Genomic DNA, 22,377 nt, shown 5'->3' on the forward strand with positions numbered 1-22,377 from the left:
TGACGTTGGCAATGTCCACTCCCGTGCCATCGCTCTTGACGCGCACTTTCACGTTGTAGTCCACCACGCGCTTGACGGGTACCAGTACTTTCATAGTCGCTATCCTCTAAAGTTAATCATCAAGATCATCAAGAAGCCTGTCATCACCCATCCATCAAGCGAAAACAGCTATCAAGTCAGAAGCATTCATTACGCAGAATCACTCGGGCAGCGTCAGCACGCCCTGCGCCTTCAAGGCCTGCAGTTGCTCGTCGGTCATGTTCAGCAGATTCTGCAACACTTCGCGCGTGCCTTCACCCAAGGTGGGCGGCGCATGGCGGATCGGAAGGCGCTCGCCATCCATGCGGTAGGGAGGCGCCATGACATGGGTCGATCCGGCTAACGGGTGCGGCATCTGCTGCACCACGCCGCTGTCCTGCGTGCGTTGCGAGGTGAGCGCCTCATGCAGTCCCAGCACTTCGCCGCCCGGGATTCCGGCTTTCTGCAGGCGGGAGAGCAAGGTGGCGCGCTCGAACGTGCCCAGCAGCTCGATGATCATCGGCAGCAGCAGCTTGCGGTGCTTGGCGCGTTCCACATTGGTGGCAAAACGTGGGTCTTCGACAATGTCGGGGCGCATCACCACTTGGCGGCAGAACTTCTCGAACTGCGCGTTGTTGCCCACAGCGATGATCAGCGGCCCGTCGGACGCATAGAACATGCCGTAGGGCACGATGGATGGATGGGCATTGCCGTAGCGCTCCGGATCCTTGCCCATCAGCAGGGCATCGAGCCCGTAGTAGCCGGTCACCATCACGCCGCTGTCGTACAGCGACATTTCTATCTGGCGACCCCGGCCGGTGCGCTCGCGCGCAAACAACGCAGCCAGCACGGCCTGCGCGGCGTACAGGCCGGTGGTCATGTCCACCACAGCCATGCCGAATTTCAGAGGCGGCTGGCTGGCCTCACCGTTCATCGCCATCAGCCCTGCTTCGCCCTGCACCAGAATGTCGTAACCAGGGCGCGCGGCCTCTGCCGTGGCGGTGTTGTAGCCGGTGACCGAGCAGTAGATGATGTCGGGCTTGACGGCCTTGATCTGCTCATAGCCCAGGCCCAGCTTTTCGGCACCACCGAACTTGAAGTTGTGGATCACCACGTCGAACTGCGGCACCAGCTCCAGAATCAGCGCCAGCCCTTCGGGCTTTTGCAGATCGACGGTGATGGACCGCTTGTTGCGGTTCATGCTGTTGTAGTAGGTGGTTTCGGTCTTGCCGATGCGCAGGCCCCAGTCGCGCGTGTCGTCACCTCGGCCAGGGTGTTCTACCTTGACCACATCGGCGCCGAAGTCGCCCAGCACCATGCCGCACAGGGGGCCGGCAAATACGCGCGAGAGGTCGAGCACCTTGACGCCGGTCAACGGCAAATCGGCATCGGCTTGAGTTTGGGGTTCACCCATTTGCATGTCTCCTTGTGATGAAATCGCGCGTTGGCGCTCGTCCCACCTACGTTATCAGCTATGGTTTTCGAATCTTCACGTAGTCTGCAGGGCGTTTTTCCAGAAAGGCGGTAATGCCTTCCAGCGCCTCGTCCATGCCCTGCGCGCGCACCATCAGCTCGGCTTCCATGTCGAGCTGCGCTTCCAGCGTCTGGCTGTAGGCGGCGCGGCACAGTTGCTTGATGCTGCCCATGGCCATCAGCGGCCCGCTGGCCAGCTGGGTGCCCAGGGCCACGGCCTCCTGCAAGGCGGCGCCGGGCTCGGTCAGGCGGTTGACCACACCCAGTTGCTGCATGCGCTCGCCGCTGACGCGGTCGCCAGTCAGGCACATCTCGGTCAGCAGCTGGCGCGACAGGTGTTCGGCCAGGAATGCCGTGGCACCGCCATCGGGCGAGAGCCCCACTTTCACATAGGCCACCGAAAACACGGCGTTGCGCGCCACCACCATCATGTCGCAGGCCATGGCCAGCGACAGGCCCGCACCGGCTGCCGCGCCTTCGACGGCTGCAATCACCGGCTTGGGGCAGTCGCGCAGCGCGCGTACCAGATCGTGCAGGCCTTCGAGCAGTTCGCGGCGCTTTTCGATGGGTTGCTCGCGGCGCGTGGCGATGCGACGCAGATCGCCGCCAGAGCAGAAATGCCCGCCCGCGCCGGTCAGCACGATGGCGCCCACCGTGTTGTCGGTGGCTGCGGCTTTGAGGGCCTCGGTCAGGCCCAGATAGAAATCGGGCGAGAGCGCATTGCGCGCGGCCTCGTTGTTGTTGGTGAGCACCAGCACGCCGCCTTCGCGGCGCGCCAGCAGCGCGGGTGGTGCGTTGCTGGCGGTGCTCATCACGCAGCCTTCCGGGTATTTTGCGCGGCGCGTTCCTGGGCCTGCAGTTCCATGTAGCGCGCCAGGTGGTGGTCCATGTCGCCCAACTGGTGGTCGATCATGATGAGGCGCTTGGCATAGTGCGCCAGGGGCAGTTCCCAGGTCACGCCGATGCCGCCGTGCATCTGGATGGCTTCTTCCGCCATCAGGGTGCCGATCTGGCCCACGCTGTACTTGGCGGCCGACAGCGCTTTCTCGCGCTCGATGGCATCGGGGCTGTCGATCGCCGCAGCCGCATTGATGACGGCCGAGCGCGCCTGCTCCGCTTCCAGCAGCAGGTCGGCCATGCGGTGCTGCAGTGCCTGAAAGCTGCCGATGGGCACGCCAAACTGTTTGCGCGTGCGCAGGTATTCGAGCGTGTGGTTCTTGGCTACGTCCATTGCGCCCAGCGATTCGGCAGCAAGCGCCAGCAGGCCGAAGCCGGTAATGCGCTCCAACAGGGCGTGGCCTTCGCCCGCCTTGCCCAGCAGCGCATCGGCGCCTACCTTCACGTTGGCCAGCGCCACCTCGGCGGCATGACCTCCGTCAATACGGCCATAGCCACGGCGGGTGATGCCTGCAGCATCGCCCGGCACCAAAAAGAGCGAGATACCGGCCTGGTCGTCCACAGCGCCCGCCGTGCGTGCAGACACCAGCAGCAATTGCGCCTCGTCGCCAAACAGCACCACGGCCTTGCTGCCGTTCAGCACCCAGCCGTCGCCGTCCTGCCTGGCCGTGGTGGTCACGCGGTTCAGCTCGTAATGGTTGGCAGGTTCGTCATGCGCCAGCGCGGCAATCGTCTCGCCGCCGATGATGGCTTCAAGCTGTGCCTTTTGCGCGTCGGTGCCCGCTTCGGTCAGCGCGCGACCCACCAGCAGCGCGCCCAGCAGGGGCTCGGCCACCAGATGGTTGCCCAGCGCCTCGAACACCACGCTGATGTCTACGCCTTCGCCGCCAAAGCCGCCATCGGTTTCTTTGAACAGCGCGCCGATGGCGCCCAGCTCGGCCAGCTTGGCATAGGTTTCGGCGCTGAAGCCCTTGGCCCCGTATGCAGCCTTGTTGCGGTATTCGGTGCCGTACTGCTCGCTCAGGTAGCGGCCCAGCGCATCCGCCAGCATGCGGCGGTCTTCGTCCAGTTGAAAGTTCATAACAATCTCCTTATCTATCCATGGCGCTTGCCCAGATCTCAGCGCATGAAACCTGCGGGGCACAACTAAGGGACGCCAGCAAGGGCCGCCCCGCAGCAAAGGCGTCGTCCCCCTACCAGGGGGAAGGCGCGCAGCGCCTCAGGGGGTGGTTCATTTCATAGACCCAAGATCATCTTGGAGATGATGTTGCGCTGGATTTCGTTCGAGCCGCCAAAGATCGACAGCTTGCGGTAGTTGAAGTAGGCCGCCGCCGCAGTGGCCGCCTCCTTGGGGCCCACCGGTTCATCGGCGTATTCGGCAAACTGAGCTTCTTCGATATACGGCAGCGCATAGGGGCCCATGGCACGGCGAACCAGCGACAGCAGTTCCTGGCGGATGACGGTGCCCTTGATCTTGAGCATGGAGCTTTCTGCGCCTGGCACACCGCCGCCCGCCACCGAGGCAATCACGCGCAGGTTGGTGGTGGCCATGTTCAGCAGCTCGATCTCGACCTTGGCCATGCGGGTGGCGAACTGCGGGTCTTCGATCAGCGGCTTGCCATTGCGCTGCACGCGCTGGGCGATCACCTTGAGCTTTTCGAGCCCGGCCATCGAAAAACCCACGCCAGCGATGCCGGTGCGCTCGTAGGTCAGCAGGTACTTGGCGTAGGTCCAGCCCTTGTTTTCCTCGCCCACCAGGTTTTCCAGCGGCACCTTCACGTCGGTCAGGAAGACTTCGTTCACTTCCTTATCGCCGTCCAGCGTGCGGATGGGGCGCACTTCCACGCCGGGTTGCTTCATGTCGATCAGCACGAAGCTGATGCCCTGCTGCGATTTGACCTCTTTGTTGGTGCGCACCAGGCAGAACATCATGTTGGCGTGTTGGCCCTGCGTGGTCCAGGTCTTCTGGCCGTTGACGATGTAGTGGTCTCCATTGCGCACGGCCGTGGTCTTGAGCGACGCGAGGTCGGAGCCCGCACCGGGCTCGGAGTAGCCCTGGCACCACCAGTCGTCGCCATTCAGGATGCGCGGCAGCCAATGGTTTTTCTGCGCGTCGTTGCCGTACTTGATCAGCACCGGGCCGAGCATGGACAGGCCAAACGGCACCAGGCGCGGGCCGCCTGCAATGGCGCATTCGTCGTCAAAGATGAACTTCTGCACGGGCGACCAGCCGGTGCCGCCATGTTCCTTGGGCCAGTGGTAGGCGAGCCAGCCTTTCTTGTTCAGGATGGCGTGCCAGTTTTCCTGGTCAAAGCGCGTCAGGCGCTGGCCCGCCTTCACCTTGGCGGCCAGTTCCTTTGGCAGGCTTTCTTTCAGAAACGCACGCACTTCGGCGCGGAACGCTTCTTCTTCGGGGGTAAATTGCAAATCCATTGCTATCTCCTCAGTAACCGTGGGCAGGCAAGGCCCGCACATCTCACACTCTCCGCTGCACGATCCAAGTGGCGCCCAGCAAGGGCCACCCCGCAGCGGTGGCGCCCCCCTGGGAGGAAGGCGCGCCGCACCTCAGCGGGTCAATAAATCTCGAACAAACCGGCAGCGCCCATGCCACCGCCCACGCACATGGTCACCACGCCCCACCTCACATTCTCGCCACGGGCCTTGCGGCGCTGGCCTTCGAGCAGGATGTGGCCTGTCAGGCGCGCGCCGGTCATGCCAAAGGGGTGGCCAATGGAGATGGCGCCGCCGTTGACATTGAGGCGATCCATCGGAATGCCCAGCTTGCGCTGGCAGTACAGGGCCTGCGAGGCAAATGCCTCGTTCAGCTCCCACAGGTCAATGTCCTGCACGGTCAGGCCGTGGCGCGCCAGCAGCTTGGGCACGGCAAACACCGGGCCGATGCCCATTTCATCTGGCTCGCAGCCAGCAATGGCCATGCCGCGGAAGGCGCCCAGCGGCGACAGCCCGAGCCGGGCGGCCTCCTTGGCTTCCATCAGCACGCAGGCGGCCGAGCCGTCCGACAGCTGCGAGGCATTGCCGGCGGTCACGAACTTGCCCGGCCCCTTGACCGGCTCCAGCTTGGCCAGGCCTTCGAGGGTGGTCGAGGGGCGGTTGCAGTTGTCCATGGTGGCCACCACGTCCTTATAGGTGACTTCGCCGGTTTCCTTGTTCTTCTCGGCCATGCGCGCGGCGCAGGGCACGATTTCGTTGTCGAAGGTGCCATTGGCCTGGGCGGCTGCCGTGCGTTGCTGGCTCTGCAGCGAGAACGCGTCCTGGTCTTTGCGGCTGATGCCATAGCGCTGTGCCACCACATCGGCAGTGTCGATCATCGCCATGAAGAGTTCGGGTTTGTGCTCCACCAGCCAGGGGTCGGCATCTGCCGGGTTGGTGTTGCTGGAGCGGATGAGCGAAATGCTCTCCACACCGCCTGCCACCATGGCGGGCGCGCCATCCACAATGATGCGCCCCGCCGCAAATGCAATCGCCTGCAGACCCGAGGCGCAGAAACGGTTGACCACGGTGCCGCCCACGCTGATGGGCAGGCCCGCACGCACCGCCGCCTGGCGGCCGATGTTGCGGCCGGTCGTGCCCTCGGGGTAGCCGCAGCCCAGCACCACGTCTTCGATCAGGGCCGGGTCGATGCCGGAGCGCTCGACCGCAGCGCTGATGGAATACGCAGCCAGCTGCGCACCCGGGGTGGCATTGAATTCGCCACGGTGCGATTTGGCCAGCGGCGTGCGGGCGGTTGAAACAATGACGGCTTCACGCATTGCGTTGTCTCCTTGGGTCTGTGCGACCGTTGATTTTGATGTTTGATGCCGCCAGCACTTGTTACATGCGCGCCAGCAGCTATTCTTTATATAGCAACCCAGGGTTTGGCGATTTGGAACGCCTCCGGGTTGCACCTCGGCGTCCTGGCCCGGTCATTCCATGGGCTCCATCCAACGAGCACGCGCAGGCAGAGCCGACAAGGTGATCGTTTGATCTAGCTATGGAATCAGACCGCCTTGTTCAGGCTCTCGAAGTTCTCGCCCTTTTCCACCAGCTCCACCAGCAGGGGCGAAGGCTTCCAGAACAGCGCATCTTCCTTGGCGAACTCGCGGATGTCGGCCAGGATCTTGTCCAGGCCCACCATGTCGGCCCACTTCATCGGGCCGCCACGGAAGCGCGGAAACCCGTAGCCGTACAGGAAGGTGACATCCACATCGAGCGGGCGCAGCGCAATGCCCTCGCGCACCACGTTGGCGCCCTCGTTCACCATGGCGGCCATGTAGCGGCGCATGATCTCCTCGTTGGTGAAGCTGCGGGGCGTGACACCGGCGCGCTGGCGTTCGGCATCGACGATGGCGAGCACTTCCGGGTCTTGCTGGCCGATGCGCGCGCCTTGCGGATACAGGTAGTAGCCGCGCTGGGTCTTCTGGCCGAACCAGCCTTTTTCGGCAATCCGGTCGGCAATCTGCACGTAGCGGGCCTTGGGGTCGCGGGTGGCGGCCTTGCGCTTGCGCGTGGCCCAGCCAATGTCGCCGCCCGCCAGATCGGCCACCTGGAACGGCCCCATGGGGTAGCCGAACTCGCGCACGGCTTCGTCAATCTGGTAGGGCGATGCGCCGTCTTCCATCAGGTAGTTAGCCGCCTCGCGGTACACGGCCAGAATGCGGTTGCCGATGAAGCCATCGCACACACCGGCGCGCACGGGTATCTTCTTCATGCGCTTGGCCAGTTCGAAGGCGGTGGCCACCACATCGGCGCTCACCTTGGCGGGCACCACAATCTCCAGCAGCTTCATGATGTTGGCCGGGCTGAAGAAATGCAGGCCGATCACATCCTGCGGACGCGAGATGCTGGCGGCAATGGCATCGATATCGAGGTACGAGGTGTTGGTGGCGATCACCGCGCCGCCCTTACAGACCTTGTCCAGCTCGGCAAACACGGCCTTCTTGACGCCCATCTCTTCAAACACGGCCTCGATCACCAGATCGACCTGGGCGAGCGCTGCGTAATCGGTGCTGCCGCTGTATCGCGCCATGATGGCGGCCTTTTTCTCGGCCGTCATGCGGCCCTTGGCGATCAGGCCGTCATAGACCTTCTCCACATTGGCCCGGCCCCGGGCAATGGATTCGTCGTCGCGCTCCACCATCACCACAGGAAAGCCTGCATCCAGCGCGGCTACCGTAATGCCCGCGCCCATGGTGCCGCCGCCCACCACGCCAATGGTGTTCAGCGCGCGGGGCGCTGCGGCCTTGGCCTCGGGAATCTTGGCCGTTTCGCGCTCGGCAAAGAAAGCGTGGATCAGCCCTGCACGCTGGGGGCTCTCCAGGCACTGGACGAACAGCTTGCGCTCGTTCTTCATGCCTTCGTCAAATGGCAGATCGAGCGCGCCCTGCACGCACTCGATGATCTTGCCGGGCGAGAACAGGCCACGGTTCTTCTTGGCCGATTCGGCTTTGGCGGCGTCCAGCTCGGCCTGCGCAGCTGCCTTGTCGGCCAGCGCTGCGGCCTCGCGGGTGCGGCGCACGGGGGCTTTGTCGTCCAGCAGCTGGTTGGCGTAGGCGAGGCCCGCGCTGCGCGCATCGGTACCCGCAGGCGCCACCTGGTCCACCAGGCCCATGGCCAGCGCCTCTTCGGCCCCGGCATGGCGGCCCGACAGCATCAGGTCTAACGCAGCCTTGACGCCAATCAAGCGTGGCGTGCGCTGCGTGCCGCCAGCGCCGGGCAGCAGGCCCAGCTGCACTTCGGGCAGACCCAGCTTAGCGCCCGACACGGCCAGACGATAGTGGCAGGAGAGCGCCACCTCCAGGCCGCCGCCCAATGCCGGGCCATGGATGGCGGCGATCACCAGCTTGTCGCTGCTCTCCAGCTGCATCAGCACATCCGGCAGGCTGGGCGGCATGGCGGGCTTGCCGAACTCCCGGATATCGGCACCCGCAATAAAGGCCTTGCCGCTGCCCACCAGCAGCACTGCCTTGATCTCGCCGTCGCCCTGGGCCTGGGCCACGGCATCGGCCAGCCCCTGGCGCACCGCCTGGCTCAGCGCATTGACGGGGGGATTGTTGATGGTGACGACCAGCACGCGCCCTTCACGGGCAGTGGTCACAACGGCGTTCTCTGCGCTCATGCATGTCTCCTGGGTATGAATGGAACCGAAGTTTCAACCCATTGTCAGCCACGGCAGGCTCATTTGACAATCACATAGATCATTGACAGACTGTCAAAGAAATTTGAACAATTGCTTGTTTTTGTTGCATGGATCACTCCGCCCTGACACTGCTCGTGGAAATCATCGACGCTGGCAACCTGAGCCGCGCCGCTTCCAAACTGAAGATGAGCCGCGCCAATGTCAGCTACCACCTGACGCAGCTGGAAAAGACCGTGGGCGTGCAGCTGGTGCGCCGCACCACGCGCCGGGTGGAGCCCACCGAAGTCGGTCTGCGCCTGTACGAACACGGCCACGCCATCCGCAACGAGCTGGCTGCGGCGGGTGAAACCATTCGCAGCCTGGGCAAGGGGCTGCAGGGCCGCGTGGGGCTGGCCGTGCCCAGCGGCTACGGCCAACTGGTGATGACGGACTGGCTGATCGCCTTCAAGCGCCAGTACCCCGACATCGTGCTGGACCTGATCTTCGAGAACCGCGTGGACAACCTCGTGCGCGATGAAGTGGACATTGCCGTGCGCGTGCTGCCCACACCGCCCGACAACCTGGTAGCGCGCCACATGGCCGAAATGAACTACGTGGCCTGCGCAAGCATCGACTACGCCCGCCAGAACATGCTGCCCCAGCAACCCGAGGACTTGCGCCATGTGCCGCTGATCACCAGCGGCGTCGTCGGCAAGCAGCTGCTGGTGCGCGCCTACCAGGGCGAGCTGCGCAAGGAAATCCGGCTGGAACCCACCTTGATCTCCGAGCACTTTCCGTTTCTGCGCCAGGGCATCATGGCGGGGCTGGGCGTGGGCATCGTGCCTGATTATGTGATCCGCGCCGAGGTGGAACGCGGCGAAGTCGTCACCACCCTGCGCGACTGGCGGCTGAGCATCTTTGGCAACAACATGTACTTGCTGTGGATGCCCAACCGCCACCAGACCAAGGCCGTGCGAACGATGATCGACTTTCTGCTGGAGCGGGCTGAGGTGGAGCGCCCTGCCTGAGTCTGCGAAATTACTATCAAAACAATAGCATCAAGCGTACACTGACACGGAATAAGCACCAGGATTGTTTTTTACATAAGCCCTGGTTGCACTCACAGCAGAATGCAGTCCTTCACCTCGGGTTGGGCCGTGCGCGGCGGCTCGCCCACCATCTCCAGCACCGATGACTCGATCGTGTAGCACAGGCTGCCCAGGGCCAGATCGTTGGCGGCCAGCCCAAAGGGGTGCTCCAGCTCGGCGCCCAGAGCCTCCAGCGCAAAAAAGGTATAGCCCAGAAAACAGACGATGACCGGCGTCATCGGGCCAATCGTGTCCAACAGGCCAAATGGCAGCAAAAAGCAGTAGATATATACGCAGCGGTGCAGGATGACCGAATAGGTGAACGGAATCGGCGTGCCCGAAATGCGCTCGCCCCCCCCCACCGCATTGCCCAGGCGCGCGAGCGACTGCTCCAGCGCAGGCACCACGGCCGCCGCCACCTTGCCGCTGCGCAACTGCTCGCCCACCCACTCCTGCACCAGCAGCAGCGCCATCGCGGCGGGAAAGCGCGCACCGGCAATGCGCTCCACATCGCCCGGCGGCAAGAAAGCCGACAACTCGGCGCGCGCATCGCTCTCGCGCAGCTGGTGCTTGAGCGCATAGGCCAATGCACACAAGCGCTGCGCCAGCAGCTTTGCATGGGCCCTGTCGTCCGCCTTGTCACCCACCACCGCCAGCGCCTGCGCCGTCAGGTGGCGGCTTTCCACCAGCAGCACGCCCCACAGGGTGCGGGCTTCCCAGAAACGGGCATACGAGGTGCTGTTGCGAAAGCCCAGAAAAATCGCCAGCGTCAGGCCGATCAGCGAGAAAGGCACAAAGTTCAGCGACACCTTCCAGTCCAGGATCGAGCCGTGGATCACGGTCACGACGATGGCCAGCACCGTGATGGTGATCAATTGCGGCAGGATCACCGGCAGGATGGAGCCGCGCCACACAAAGAGCATGCGCAGCCAGTGCACGGAAGGACGAACGATCATGGCCGGTATTGTCCGCCTTGCCGCCCACCTGCTGCGCAGAAATTGCAAAAAATCTGATGCTTTTGGCGGGCGCAGCCAGCGCCCTGGCTCCACTTCAGTCCTGCACGTCATCCTCAGCGGGCTTGGCAGCCACGTTACGCGCGCGCAGCTCATCCAGCTTGGCGCCGATCTTGATCTCCAGACCGCGCGGCACCGGCTGGTAGAAGCTGGGCGGCTCCATGTCATCTGGAAAGTACTTTTCACCGGCCGCAAAGCCGCCCTCCTCGTCGTGCGCGTAGCGGTAGGCCTTGCCGTAATCGAGATCCTTCATCAGCTGGGTGGGCGCATTGCGCAGGTGCAGCGGCACGGGCCAGGTGCCGTCCTGTTTGACGAAGGCTTTGGCCTGGTTGTAGGCCATGTAGCCCGCATTGCTCTTGGGGGCCACTGCCAGGTAGAGCACCGCCTGGGCCAGCGCCAGCTCGCCTTCGGGGCTGCCCAGGCGCTCGTAGGTGGCGGCGGCGTCGTTGCACATCTGCATGGCGCGGGGATCGGCCAGGCCAATGTCTTCCCAGGCCATGCGCACAATGCGGCGCGCGAGGTAGCGCGGGTCGGCGCCGCCGTCGAGCATGCGGCAGAACCAGTACAGCGCGGCGTCTGGGTCTGAGCCACGCACCGACTTGTGCAGCGCGCTGATGGTGTCGTAGAACTGCTCGCCACCCTTGTCGTAGCGGCGCATGCGCTCGCCCAGCACCTTGAGCAGCCACGCATCGGTGATGGTTTCAACCTTCGCCTGCTCGGCGGTGATGGCCAGCGTCTCCAGCGTGTTCAAGAGGCGCCGTGCATCGCCATCCGCGTAGGCAATCAAGCGCTCCATCGCTTCGCTTTCGATCGCTGGAACCGCTTGCAGCGCCTGCGCCTTTTCCACAATCTGCCGCAGATCGTCTGCCGTCAGGCTTTGCAACACATAGACGGCGGCGCGCGAGAGCAAGGCCGAGTTCACCTCGAACGAGGGGTTTTCGGTGGTGGCGCCGATGAAGGTGAATAGCCCGCTTTCCACATGCGGCAAGAACGCATCCTGCTGGCTTTTGTTGAAGCGGTGCACCTCGTCCACAAACACGATGGTGCGCTGCTGCATCAGGCCATCACGCGCGGATTGCGCCTGTTCCACGGCTTCGCGGATGTCCTTGACGCCGCCAAGCACGGCGCTGATCGAGATGAACTGCGCGTCGAAGGCATCGGCCATCAGGCGCGCAATCGTGGTCTTGCCAACGCCGGGCGGCCCCCACAGAATGCAGCTGTGCGGGCGGCCTGATTCAAATGCCAGCCGCAGCGGCATGCCTTCGCCCAGCACCTGCTGCTGGCCCACCACATCAGCGAGCGTGCGCGGGCGCAGGCGCTCGGCCAGGGGTTGGTGGGATGGATGCAAAGAAGGGCTACTCATAAAGTGTGCAGCGGGTGCAGTGCGCAGCGCCCGCCTTGGTTCAGAACATGGGTCTGGGTTGATGGTACGGTGTATCGTAGCGTGCCTGCAGCATTAGCGCGGCAAAGCAAGGTTCCGCACCCATCGCCAGGCCCGTGCAGTAGGCAGCGTTTTTCGCCACCTGTCGCACAAAACTCCGGCTCAGCCTCGTCGATTGACCGGTGTCACGGGCTTCTTTAGCATCAGACACGCCCCTTTGCGGCATTCCAAGGAGATACCCATGAGCGCAGATACCCCGGTGAAAGGCCCGGCTTCGTACTTTCCGTCCATCGAGAAGACGTACGGCCAGCCCGTCGCGCACTGGTTCGGGATTCTGGATACGGTCAAAGAGAAAAAGCACATGGAGCAGGTCGCGTTTCTGAAGGAGCACCACCAGCTCGGCCATGGGCATGCCAATGCGCTGGTGGCTTTCCATCTGGCCCGGCAGAAGGGTTAAGAACGTGTTTACGATCTCCCACAGAGCTGCTTGCCTGGGGTCTGCAGAGAGCCCCTAGCCGCCGTCCGGCATCCCTTGCCCGCGTGGGCCGGTTTCTCTATCATGCCGTCTGCCCTCGCGCACCAATGCGCAAACGTATACACGCACAAACGGGCCGTAAGCGTTCAACGTCAAACAACGCGCCACCATCTCCGGCGATGCCGGGGTGCTTGCCCTGCATGGGCGAAAGGCGCCTTTGCTTGACCGGTTCTTTGATATCGATATGAACGCTTTCAACAAATCAACCATTTTCTTTGGCATTCCCAAGCTTCCTGCGCGCTATGGCTCGCTGGTGATGCCCCTGCTGCTGTCCATTCTGATGACGTGCATCGTCTCGCTGATCAGCACCTTCAACGGCATCGGCCTCACCCCCGACTTTGCGTCCAAGTGGCTCAGGGCATGGGGCGTTTCGTGGCTGGTTGCGTTTCCGGTGCTGCTGCTTGCGCTGCCTGTGGTCCGCAAGGCAACGGCGGCACTGGTGCACACCTACTGAGCACTGCGCGTTTCTGGGCGCCAGCGCTTTCCCAACAGGCGCTGGCAGCTATATTTAGAATAGCACCACCTTTATCTGCCCATACATGATGCTGCACATCCAGGAAATTCCCGCCCAGGACGCGCCGATGGCGCTCCTGCTGCTTGCCGACCCTTCAGAAGACAAGATCCGCGCGTACCTGCCCGGGTCACGATGCTTTGTGGCGTCCAACGGTGCAGAGATGGTTGCTGCATGCGTGGTCAAGCCCCTGGGTGGCGGCTGTCATGAGCTGATGAGCATCGCCGTGCCGCCCACCCACCAGAAGCAAGGCCATGGCGCGGCACTGCTGCAATGGGTGATTGCCTTCTTCCGCAAGGCAGACGCGCATCAGCTGGAAGTGGGCACAGGCTCGTTCGGCTACCAGCTCGCCTTCTACCAGCGGTACGGTTTTCGGGTTTCCAGCATCGAGCGGGATTTTTTCGTCAACAACTACCCTTTGCCCATTATTGAAGACGGCATCGCGCTGTTGGACATGCTGCGCCTCACACTGCAATACCCTCGCCAGGCCTGATGATGGGCTTCTGCGATTGAAGCGACCCGTGATTTGCTGCTGGAAACCAGACTTTTCGGCAAGGATGAATGCATTTTGGGCCTGAGGAGCACATTTTTCACGGAAAATAAGGGTTTATACGGATCCATGAGCGCCCTGCAAAAGGTGGGCCACTCACCCGCAGGAAACTGTTCGAGGTGATGCCGCCACTGCACGGCCGCCCACTTTGGCGGGATTGCCGCTGGCTCCTGCAAAACAATGTGCCCTGCCAAGCCGGCAGCGTGCACGGCCTCCGTGAATGAATCTTTGAGGCGCTGCCGCTGCCAGCGTGCACCGCCCGATCTGCTTTGGAACCACCATGAAAACTCTCAAGACCAGGGATATCGTTGCCCTTGGGTTCATGACCTTTGCCCTGTTTCTGGGCGCTGGCAACATCATTTTTCCGCCGATTGTCGGCATGGCAGCGGGTGGCAATCTGCTGGGCGCCGCCATAGGCTTCCTGCTCACCGGCGTGGGATTGCCGCTTCTGGGCGTCGTGGCACTGGCGCGCGTGGGCGGCGGCCTCGACACCCTCACCCAACCTATTGGCCGTATTGCAGGCACAGCACTCGCCTGCGCGATCTATCTGACGATCGGCCCGCTGTTTGCCACACCGCGCACAGCCACGGTGTCGTTCGAGATGGGTCTGGCCCCCTTTGTCGGCAACACGCCCGTCATGCTGCTGGTGTTCACCATCGCCTATTTTTCGCTGGTGATGCTGCTGTCGCTGTTTCCGGGCAAGCTGATGGACAACATCGGCAAGCTCATCACGCCGGTGCTGATCCTGGCCCTCGCCATTCTGGGTGGTGCCGCCATTTTTGCGCCTGTGGGCGGCTACAGCACGGCAACGGCTGACTACAGCACCCAAATGGCAGCATTCGCCCAGGGCTTTCTGCAGGGTTACCAAACCATGGATGCACTTGCCTCGCTGGTCTTTGGCATCGTGATCGTCAACGCCATCAAGGCTGCGGGCGTGGCAGACCGGCGCCTGCACACGCGCTACGCCATCTATGCGGGCCTGATTGCCGCAACCGGCCTGGGCCTGGTGTATGTGTCGCTGCTCTACCAGGGCGCGACGAGCGGAACACTGGCCGGCAATGCGGCCACCGGCGTGCAGATCCTGACAGCCTATGTACAGCACACCTTTGGCAGTGCGGGCCTATACCTGCTGGCCGCCGTCATCCTGCTGGCTTGCCTGACGACGGGTGTGGGCCTGGTGAGCGCCTGCAGTGCCTTCTTCAGCGACCTGACCGGTTTTTCGTACCGTGGCGTGGTGGTGGCCCTCTGCATTTTCAGCGCCACCGTTGCCAACCAGGGCCTAGCGCAGCTGATTGCGGTTGCTGTGCCTGTGCTGGTGGGCATCTACCCCGTCGCCATTGCGCTGATTGCGCTGAGCCTGATGCACCGCTGGGGCCAGCCGAGCCGCGTCTACATTCCCGTGATGCTGGTGGCCCTGCTGTTTGGCCTGCTCGATGCCGCCAAGGCACTGCAATGGACCACCCTGGTGCCCGAGTGGCTGGAACACCTGCCCGGCGCTGCCCTGGGCATGGGTTGGGTGACACCCGTAGCTGCTACGCTTGCAATAGCGGCTTGCGCAGACTGGATAAGCGCCAGACAGCAAAAACCTGCCAAAGCCTGACTGCACTGACGCCCAACACGAGGGCCAAAGCCATCCCCACCAAAACCAAAGCCCTGGCCGCACTTGCTGCCAGGGCTTTTCCATGATCTGGATAACCGGTTTACTGCCGGATCACTTCCGCCCCCGAGGGAATACTGAATTCAAAAGCAGACGAAGGGAGCGAGGGCAGGGTTTTGAGCCCCACAAAACGCACCACAGAGCGCTGGCCAAAACCGTCTTCAATCTCCAGGGCCGTCAGCTCGTCGCCCTTGAAGCCGACCTTCACATTCTTGAGCTGGCCGTCCTTGCCCTTGGGCGTTGCCAGCACCCATTGCTGGCCATCAGCATCAGGGGCATTGGCCAGGTCAAATTCGCTCTTCAGGGCCTGCAGGCTGGCTGCCGATGCGAGCAGTGCAGCGGGCGTCTGGCCCAGTGCCTTGCTTTGCTGGCGTTGGGTGACCTGGTTCAAATCGGCGTCGAACAGGGTCAAGGTGGTGCCGTCGGCCACGATGGTCTGCTCAAACGGCTTCTTGTACAGAAACTTGAACTTGCCGGGGCGCTGGAATGCAAAGCTGCCACTGGAAGTCTTGACCCGCGGCGCCTGGCCTTCCTTGGCGGGCGATGTGACCGTCTGGGTGAAACTGGCTTCGCCAGCCTGCGAATTTCTCAGAAACTGTTCAAGACTTTGCAAGCCATCGGCCTGGGCCCAGCTGCTCAAACCAGCCAATGCGGCGGCGGCGATCCAATATTTCATCCGAATTCCTTTCTGGCACGGGCCGGTGCCTGTGCAATGGGGCAGATTATGGCGTTGGAATGCAAAAAGCACCGAAAGTGCCGACAATGCGACCCTTTCGGTGCTGTTTTGCGCTAATTTACATGGCGGAGATGCAGGTAACCACCTGCATCACTCGTCGCCACCGGGCCTGTGGGCCACCAGCACTTCGCGCTGGCCGCTGCCGGTGAGCGCACTCACCAGCCCCGCGCGCTCCATCTCTTCGAGCAGGTTGGCCGAGCGGTTGTAGCCAATGCGCAGCTTGCGCTGCACGTACGAGATGCTGGCCTTGCGATCCTTGAGCACGATCTCGAGCGCCTGGTCGTACATCGGGTCCTTTTCGCCACTGCCGCCGCCTTCTTCATCGCCAAAGCCGGAGTCACCGTCCCCGGTGCCGCCTTCGAGCACGCCTTCGATGTAATCGGGCTCGCCCTGCTCCTTGAGGTAGCTGACCACGCGGTGCACTTCGTCATCCGACACAAAAGCGCCGTGCACACGCACCGGGAAACCCGTGCCGCTGGCCATGTAGAGCATGTCACCCATGCCCAGCAGCGCTTCGGCCCCCATCTGATCGAGGATGGTGCGGCTGTCGATCTTGGAGCCCACCGAGAAAGCGATACGCGAGGGAATATTGGCCTTGATGAGGCCGGTGATCACATCGACGCTGGGGCGCTGGGTGGCCAAAACCAGGTGAATGCCCGCCGCACGCGCCTTCTGCGCCAGGCGGGCAATGAGTTCTTCGATCTTCTTGCCCACCACCATCATCAGATCGGCCAGCTCGTCGATCACCACCACGATGTGCGGCAGACGCTGCAGTGGCTCGGGGGTTTCGGGCGTCAAGCTGAAAGGGTTGGGAATGAACTCCTCGCGCGCCTTGGCCTCGTCGATCTTGGTGTTGTAGCCCGCCAGATTGCGCACGCCCAGCTTGCTCATCAGCTTGTAGCGGCGCTCCATTTCGGCCACGCACCAGTTGAGGCCATTGGCGGCCTGCTTCATGTCGGTCACCACCGGGCACAGCAGGTGCGGAATGCCTTCGTAGACCGACATCTCCAGCATCTTGGGGTCGATCATCATCAGGCGCACATCCTTGGCCTCGGCCTTGTAGAGCACCGAGAGGATCATGGCGTTGATACCGACGGACTTGCCTGAGCCGGTGGTACCGGCCACCAGCACGTGCGGCATCTTGGCCAGATCGGCGACCACGGGTTTGCCGATGATGTCCTTGCCCAGTCCCATGGTGAGCAGGCTCTTGGCCTCGTGGTACTCGTGGGAGCCCAGGATTTCGGTCAGACGGATGGTCTGGCGCTTGGCATTGGGCAGCTCCAGTGCCATGTAGTTCTTGCCGGGAATGGTCTCGATCACCCGGATCGACACCAGCGAGAGCGAACGCGCCAGATCCTTGGCCAGGTTGACGATCTGTGAGCCCTTGACACCGGTGGCCGGCTCGATTTCGTAGCGGGTGATCACCGGGCCGGGCGCTGCCTCGACCACGCGGACTTCCACGCCAAAATCCTTGAGCTTTTTCTCGATCAGGCGGCTGGTCATCTCCAGCGTCTCGTACGACACCGTCTCCTGCGTCTTGGGTGCAGGATCCAGCAGATCAACCTGCGGAAGGCGCGTATCGCTCAATTCGTTGAACAGCGGCTTCTGGCGCTCCTTCACGACGCGGGCACTGGGCTGGGCCTGCGGCTTGACCGGCTCGGCAATATGCAGCGCTGGCTCGGACTGCGCAGGACGCGAGGCCTTGCCCTGGGGCGGCAGGTCGAACATGCTGTCAAAGCCATCGCCCGAAGGCTCCACGCGGGCTGCGGCAGGCGCCGCACTGTTCACCTCGGCCTCGCGGGCCTGGGCAGCCTTTTTACCAACTGCCTTGTCGGCGGCCGCTTCCCGGCGCAGCATCAGTTTCTGGAAAAAGCCTTCAATACCGGCGCCCACCTTTTCGGTGATCTGCCCCCAGGAAAAGCCCAGAATCCACGACATGCCCAGCAGCAGCAGCATGACGCCCACGATGCCGGAGGCGGTAAAGCCCATCCATTTTTCGGCCAGCGGGCCCAGCAGGTAGCCAAGCACACCTCCAGCCGCGCCGGGCAGCTTGGGCTCAAAACGGTACAGACGCGACCACTCCAGCGCCGAGCTGGCCAGCAGCAGCACCACCAGCCCGCCCCAGAACACAATACGGCGCCACCACAGAGGGCGAGAATCTCCCGGTGGGTTTTCGCCAGCACGCAGCCAGCGCGCCAGCGACGAAAACCAGGCCAGCACAGCGGCCACCACCAGCCACCAGACGGAAAAACCGACCATGAAGTAGCCGCCATCGGAGATCATGGCGCCCAGGCGTCCCATCCAGTTGCTGACGTGGCCCGCGGCCTGCGTGCCCGAGGTAGACCACGCCGGATCCTTGGGCGAGTAGCTCACCATGGCCGCCACGCAGAACGCCATCATCAGAAAAGTGATGATGAGGACCAGCTCATGCCCAAAGCGGCGCACCCCCATGACCAGCGACGAGCCGGCGCTGGGGTGCGCGTTCGATTTTTTCGTTGAATTAGTAGCCATAACCTAAGGGCAAGAGCTTACCCGAAGAGCAATACAAATTCGATAGCAAAACAGACATGCCAGCCACAGTGACGCAGCACTGCGACGCAGACTACAGTGCGCGCCGACAGCGCAGGCGCCTGCCTGCGCTCGCCTTTTTCAGGCATCAGCATAGCAATTTTTAACAAAAGCAGTGCTTTGTGCCCAACATATAAGCGCTGCCAGCTATAAAAAAAGAAGCATCAATTTTGCACAGGAAACACTTTGTAATTGCGCCAGCAACTTGACACGCTTCGCAACAACCATGACCACCCGGTTTGCATTGGACGATTGTTGTCATTTGCTGCAGTGCACCACGCCGCGAATGCCTGCCCAAGATGGCTTGCGGCGATCAAGGACATTGATACAAACCATCCACGGCAGGGCCGTTGTGTTCGATACTCTTGGGTGTTACCGCCGACTGTGCTTGCCCGGTCGGCGCTGCCTTTTTTGACCGGCAGGTGCGCTGCGCCCGCCCCACGATATGCGATAGGAGTTCCATGTCTTCCGTCAACCAACACGCCAAGGTGCTGATTCTGGGCTCGGGCCCTGCCGGCTACACCGCTGCCATCTACGCCGCCCGTGCCAACCTCGACCCGGTGCTGATCACCGGCATGGCCCAAGGTGGCCAGCTGACCACCACGACCGAAGTGGACAACTGGCCAGCCGATGTGATGGGCGTGCAGGGCCCGGAGCTGATGCAGCGCTTTCTGGAGCACGCAGAACGCTTCAAGACGCAGATCATTTTCGACCATATCAACAAGGTCGATTTCAGCAAGCGCCCCTTCACCCTGACCGGTGACAGCGGCACCTATACCTGTGACAGCCTGATCATTGCCACCGGCGCCTCGGCCAAGTACCTGGGTCTGCCTTCGGAAGAGGCTTTCATGGGCCGCGGCGTTTCGGCCTGCGCCACCTGCGACGGCTTCTTCTACCGTGAGCAGCCCGTCTGCGTGATCGGCGGTGGCAACACCGCGGTGGAAGAAGCGCTGTACCTGTCCAACATTGCCAGCAAGGTGACCCTGGTGCACCGCCGCGATAAATTCAAAGCCGAGCCCATTTTGGTGGACAAGATGATGGAAAAGGTCAAGGAAGGCAAGATTGAGCTCAAGACCCATTTCACGCTGGATGAAGTGCTGGGCGACGCATCGGGTGTGAACGGCATCCGCATCAAGAGCACCCAGGACGGCCGCACCGAAGATATCCAGCTGCAGGGCTGCTTCATTGCCATCGGCCACCACCCCAATACTGACATCTTCCAGGGCCAGCTGGAGATGGAAAACGGCTACCTGGTCACGCAGATGGGCCGTGGCGGCTTTGCCACGCAAACGAGCGTACCGGGCATCTTTGCCGCTGGTGACGTGCAGGACCATGTCTACCGCCAGGCCATCACCAGCGCAGGCACGGGCTGCATGGCCGCGCTGGATGCACAGCGCTTTCTGGAACAGGAATAAGCAGGAATATAGAGCGCCGCAGAGCAACGGAGCGGCAGCAACAAAACCCCACACAACGCAAACTGGCCTGTTTTTGGCAATCGCGTTATAATGCTTGGCTTTGCTGCTTGCCGCCTTTTGCATCTCTTTCGCAATCCACGGCGCGTGAACAGGAAACTACTGCAGGCAGGGCTTGTCCGCTTGCAGTGAACATGGGCTACCGCCACCCTTTGATTGGCGAGGTGAGGCTGCAAGCCGAGCTGCTTCTGTTGGATGCAGCCAGGGCGCGCAGCTGTTAAAACTTTCGGAGTGTCCTGATGGCACGCGTTTGCGAAGTAACGGGCAAGAAGCCCATGGTGGGAAACAACGTTTCCCACGCCAACAACAAAACCAAGCGCCGGTTCCTGCCGAACCTGCAATATCGCCGTTTCTGGGTGGAATCGGAAAACCGCTGGGTGCGCCTGCGTGTTTCCAGCGCTGCCCTGCGTCTGATCGACAAGAACGGTATTGATTCTGTGCTCGCAGACCTGCGCGCACGTGGCCAAGCTTAAGGAGATACACCATGGCTTCCAAAGGCGGACGCGAAAAAATCAAGCTGCAATCGACTGCAGGCACCGGTCACTTCTACACGACCACCAAGAACAAGAAGACGATGCCTGAAAAGATGGCAATCACCAAGTTCGATCCCAAGGCTCGCAAGCACGTCGAGTACAAGGAAGTGAAGCTGAAGTAATTCGGCCTTGCTGATCAAAAAACCGCCCGGCGCAAGTCAGGCGGTTTTTTTATGGTCCTGTTGTCAGGGATATAGGCAGGTCCCCGGCAAGTTCCTTCCGCTCGCCATCAAGCCCTAGGCGGCATGCCCAGCTGGGCATGCATCATGCGGCCCAGGGTGCGGTAGCCCTCTTCCACCTGCGATGTGAATGGCATGCCGCAGCTCAGCCGCACAAAGTGGTCGTAATGGCCGGTATTGCTGAACATATCGCCCGGCGCAATGCGGATGCCGACCGCCAGTGCCTCGTCATACAGGCGGCTGGCCGAGACCTGCTCAGGCAGCTCCAGCCAGATGGCAAGGCCACCGGCTGGCAGGCTCAGCCGCGTACCGATAGGGAAATACCGCGCCACCGCCTGTGCAGCCGCCTGCCGCTGCACGCGCAATTGCTGGCGCAGGCGCACCAGATGGCGCATATAGGCAGGCGAGCCGACCGTGCGCGCACCCAGCAGTTGCGGCCACACCGGCAAGTTGCGCGAGCGGGCAAACTTGATCATCTGCACCCGCTCCTGCCAGCGGCCCGCGTTCATCCAGCCCAGGCGCAAGCCGGGCGCATAGCTTTTGGAGAGCGATGAGCAATAGATGACCGTGCCATCGGTATCCCAGGCCTTGCAGGGGCGCAGCACTTCATCGGTCTCGACAAATTCGCGGTAGATGTCGTCCTCGATCAGCGCCACGCCATAGGTGCGGCACAGCGCTACCAGCCGTTGCTTGTGGCTGTCGGGCATGGTGGCGCCCTGCGGCATCTGCAGGTGCGGCACCACAACAACGGCCTTGAGCTGCGGATGCGTGCGCAGCGCGAGCTCCAGCGCTTCGAGCGACATGCCGGTGTGCGGGCTCGATGGAATTTCGAGTGTTTGCAGCTTTTTCGCCTCAACAGCCTGCAAGATGCCGTAAAAAGCGGGCGATTCGATCGCCACCATGTCACCGGGCTGAGTGAGTGCATCCAGCGCCAGATTCACGGCTTCCGAATTGCCAAAGGTGGCGGCAACATCCATCGGGGCCACGCGCACGCCAAAACTGAGCGCGTAACGCGCCATGGATGCCTGGAACTCCGGGTGGGTGAACGGCGCCGATGGGCCATGCACCAGGATCTGCGGCTGCTCGCGCAACAGGGCCACAGCATGGTGGTTCAGCAGCTTGGCATCGAACAGCTCGGGCGCCGGCATGGCGCTTCCCAGATCAACCAGCAGCGGCCCCCGAAGCCGCGCCTTGTTCAGGTACTCGGCAGCGCGCGCGCCAATGCCTTCAAAGCGGTTGTCCTGCATGGGCATGGGCGCCAGGCGCAATGGCTCGCGCGCGGCGGGCATCTGCAAGGCGGTATCGCAGACAAAGTAGCCCACGCGGGGCCTCGCCTCAATCAACCCCCGCGACTCCAGCACGCGCAGCACCTGCAGCGCCGTGCTGTGGCTGACATGGTGCATGCGCCGGATCTCGCGCACCGAGGGCATGCGCGCGCCCACACCCAGCGTCTGCTGGGCAATGGCTTGCTCGAAATGCGCGGCGATGCGCTCATACAGAAAGGCGTCGTCGGCAGCATCCGATGCATCCAGTACCGGTAGCGCGGGTACTTGGCGATGGGTCGCCGGAGGCGCCAGCAGGCTTTCGTCTATCAGGGACATGGGAGTGATTCCAGGCTCGCAAGCTCTGTATCGTCCGCGTTTTCCATCAA

The 22,377-nt window shown here is 62.6% G+C and carries 19 protein-coding genes and 1 pseudogene; 8 read left to right on the plus strand and 12 right to left on the minus strand.

All coding sequences use genetic code 11. The features are described from left to right. The 7 genes and pseudogenes from HNP33_RS13870 to HNP33_RS13900 form a co-directional block, all read right to left on the minus strand. Positions 1–94, minus strand: a pseudogene (locus HNP33_RS13870) (electron transfer flavoprotein subunit beta/FixA family protein); the annotation flags it as partial. Between the two features lie 105 nt (positions 95–199). Further along, on the minus strand, positions 200–1,432 hold the full coding sequence (locus HNP33_RS13875; RefSeq protein WP_184709581.1) for a CaiB/BaiF CoA transferase family protein: 1,233 nt from the start codon (positions 1,430–1,432) through the stop codon (positions 200–202). Positions 1,433–1,490: 58 nt separating this feature from the next. Then, a complete protein-coding gene (locus tag HNP33_RS13880) occupies positions 1,491–2,303 on the minus strand; it encodes an oxepin-CoA hydrolase, alternative type (RefSeq protein WP_184709579.1) in 813 nt (270 codons plus the stop codon). Next, the gene (locus HNP33_RS13885; protein ID WP_184709577.1) at positions 2,303–3,469 is read right to left on the minus strand and encodes an acyl-CoA dehydrogenase family protein; all 1,167 of its coding nucleotides are present in this window, start codon (positions 3,467–3,469) and stop codon (positions 2,303–2,305) included. Before HNP33_RS13885 ends, HNP33_RS13880 begins: the two co-directional genes overlap by 1 nt. A gap of 155 nt (positions 3,470–3,624) precedes the next feature. After that, positions 3,625–4,821, minus strand: coding sequence for an acyl-CoA dehydrogenase family protein (locus HNP33_RS13890; RefSeq protein ID WP_184709575.1), 1,197 nt, complete (start codon positions 4,819–4,821; stop codon positions 3,625–3,627). A 140-nt stretch (positions 4,822–4,961) separates the two neighbouring features. After that, positions 4,962–6,158: an acetyl-CoA C-acyltransferase gene (locus HNP33_RS13895; protein ID WP_184709573.1), complete on the minus strand. Its 1,197-nt coding sequence runs from the start codon at positions 6,156–6,158 to the stop codon at positions 4,962–4,964. A gap of 227 nt (positions 6,159–6,385) precedes the next feature. Then, on the minus strand, positions 6,386–8,503 hold the full coding sequence (locus HNP33_RS13900; RefSeq protein ID WP_184709571.1) for a 3-hydroxyacyl-CoA dehydrogenase NAD-binding domain-containing protein: 2,118 nt from the start codon (positions 8,501–8,503) through the stop codon (positions 6,386–6,388). 128 nt (positions 8,504–8,631) lie between these two features. Here HNP33_RS13900 and HNP33_RS13905 point away from each other — a divergent pair, with 128 nt between their 5' ends. Next, positions 8,632–9,531, plus strand: a complete 900-nt coding sequence (locus HNP33_RS13905) for a LysR family transcriptional regulator (RefSeq protein WP_184709569.1) — start codon at positions 8,632–8,634, stop codon at positions 9,529–9,531. 92 nt (positions 9,532–9,623) lie between these two features. On the opposite strand, the gene HNP33_RS13910 is transcribed toward HNP33_RS13905, so the two are convergent. Together HNP33_RS13910 and HNP33_RS13915 are read right to left on the minus strand one after the other, a co-directional pair. Then, on the minus strand, positions 9,624–10,547 hold the full coding sequence (locus tag HNP33_RS13910; protein WP_184709567.1) for a bestrophin family protein: 924 nt from the start codon (positions 10,545–10,547) through the stop codon (positions 9,624–9,626). A gap of 94 nt (positions 10,548–10,641) precedes the next feature. Continuing rightward, on the minus strand, positions 10,642–11,967 hold the full coding sequence (locus tag HNP33_RS13915) for a replication-associated recombination protein A (protein ID WP_184709565.1): 1,326 nt from the start codon (positions 11,965–11,967) through the stop codon (positions 10,642–10,644). 259 nt (positions 11,968–12,226) lie between these two features. Here HNP33_RS13915 and HNP33_RS13920 point away from each other — a divergent pair, with 259 nt between their 5' ends. The 4 genes from HNP33_RS13920 (at position 12,227) to brnQ (ending at position 15,181) form a co-directional block, all read left to right on the plus strand. Beyond that, on the plus strand, positions 12,227–12,442 hold the full coding sequence (locus tag HNP33_RS13920; protein WP_184709564.1) for a DUF4287 domain-containing protein: 216 nt from the start codon (positions 12,227–12,229) through the stop codon (positions 12,440–12,442). A gap of 262 nt (positions 12,443–12,704) precedes the next feature. Then, the gene (locus HNP33_RS13925; RefSeq protein WP_184709563.1) at positions 12,705–12,974 is read left to right on the plus strand and encodes a DUF2798 domain-containing protein; all 270 of its coding nucleotides are present in this window, start codon (positions 12,705–12,707) and stop codon (positions 12,972–12,974) included. Positions 12,975–13,059: 85 nt separating this feature from the next. After that, positions 13,060–13,524 carry a GNAT family N-acetyltransferase gene (locus tag HNP33_RS13930; RefSeq protein ID WP_221452081.1) on the plus strand — a complete coding sequence of 155 codons (465 nt, stop codon included), beginning with the start codon at positions 13,060–13,062 and terminating at the stop codon, positions 13,522–13,524. 337 nt (positions 13,525–13,861) lie between these two features. Then, positions 13,862–15,181, plus strand: coding sequence for a branched-chain amino acid transport system II carrier protein (brnQ, locus tag HNP33_RS13935; protein ID WP_184709559.1), 1,320 nt, complete (start codon positions 13,862–13,864; stop codon positions 15,179–15,181). Positions 15,182–15,281: 100 nt separating this feature from the next. Here brnQ and lolA read toward each other — a convergent pair whose 3' ends face one another. Then, the gene (lolA, locus tag HNP33_RS13940; RefSeq protein WP_184709557.1) at positions 15,282–15,914 is read right to left on the minus strand and encodes an outer membrane lipoprotein chaperone LolA; all 633 of its coding nucleotides are present in this window, start codon (positions 15,912–15,914) and stop codon (positions 15,282–15,284) included. Between the two features lie 150 nt (positions 15,915–16,064). Continuing rightward, positions 16,065–18,485: a DNA translocase FtsK gene (locus HNP33_RS13945; RefSeq protein ID WP_184709555.1), complete on the minus strand. Its 2,421-nt coding sequence runs from the start codon at positions 18,483–18,485 to the stop codon at positions 16,065–16,067. 518 nt (positions 18,486–19,003) lie between these two features. Between HNP33_RS13945 and trxB the strand changes: the two genes are divergently transcribed. The 3 genes from trxB (at position 19,004) to rpmG (ending at position 20,669) form a co-directional block, all read left to right on the plus strand. Continuing rightward, on the plus strand, positions 19,004–19,957 hold the full coding sequence (gene trxB, locus HNP33_RS13950; RefSeq protein WP_184709553.1) for a thioredoxin-disulfide reductase: 954 nt from the start codon (positions 19,004–19,006) through the stop codon (positions 19,955–19,957). A 296-nt stretch (positions 19,958–20,253) separates the two neighbouring features. After that, complete coding sequence (gene rpmB, locus HNP33_RS13955) at positions 20,254–20,487, plus strand: 50S ribosomal protein L28 (protein ID WP_012207163.1); 234 nt, start codon at positions 20,254–20,256, stop codon at positions 20,485–20,487. 11 nt (positions 20,488–20,498) lie between these two features. Further along, on the plus strand, positions 20,499–20,669 hold the full coding sequence (rpmG, locus tag HNP33_RS13960) for a 50S ribosomal protein L33 (protein ID WP_184709551.1): 171 nt from the start codon (positions 20,499–20,501) through the stop codon (positions 20,667–20,669). A 107-nt stretch (positions 20,670–20,776) separates the two neighbouring features. Here the strand turns inward: rpmG and HNP33_RS13965 are convergent, their stop codons facing one another. Beyond that, complete coding sequence (locus HNP33_RS13965) at positions 20,777–22,327, minus strand: PLP-dependent aminotransferase family protein (RefSeq protein ID WP_184709549.1); 1,551 nt, start codon at positions 22,325–22,327, stop codon at positions 20,777–20,779. Positions 22,328–22,377 lie beyond the last annotated feature (50 nt).

The sequence above is a fragment of the Comamonas odontotermitis genome, from assembly GCF_014207855.1.
Taxonomy (GTDB): domain Bacteria; phylum Pseudomonadota; class Gammaproteobacteria; order Burkholderiales; family Burkholderiaceae_C; genus Comamonas; species Comamonas odontotermitis_A.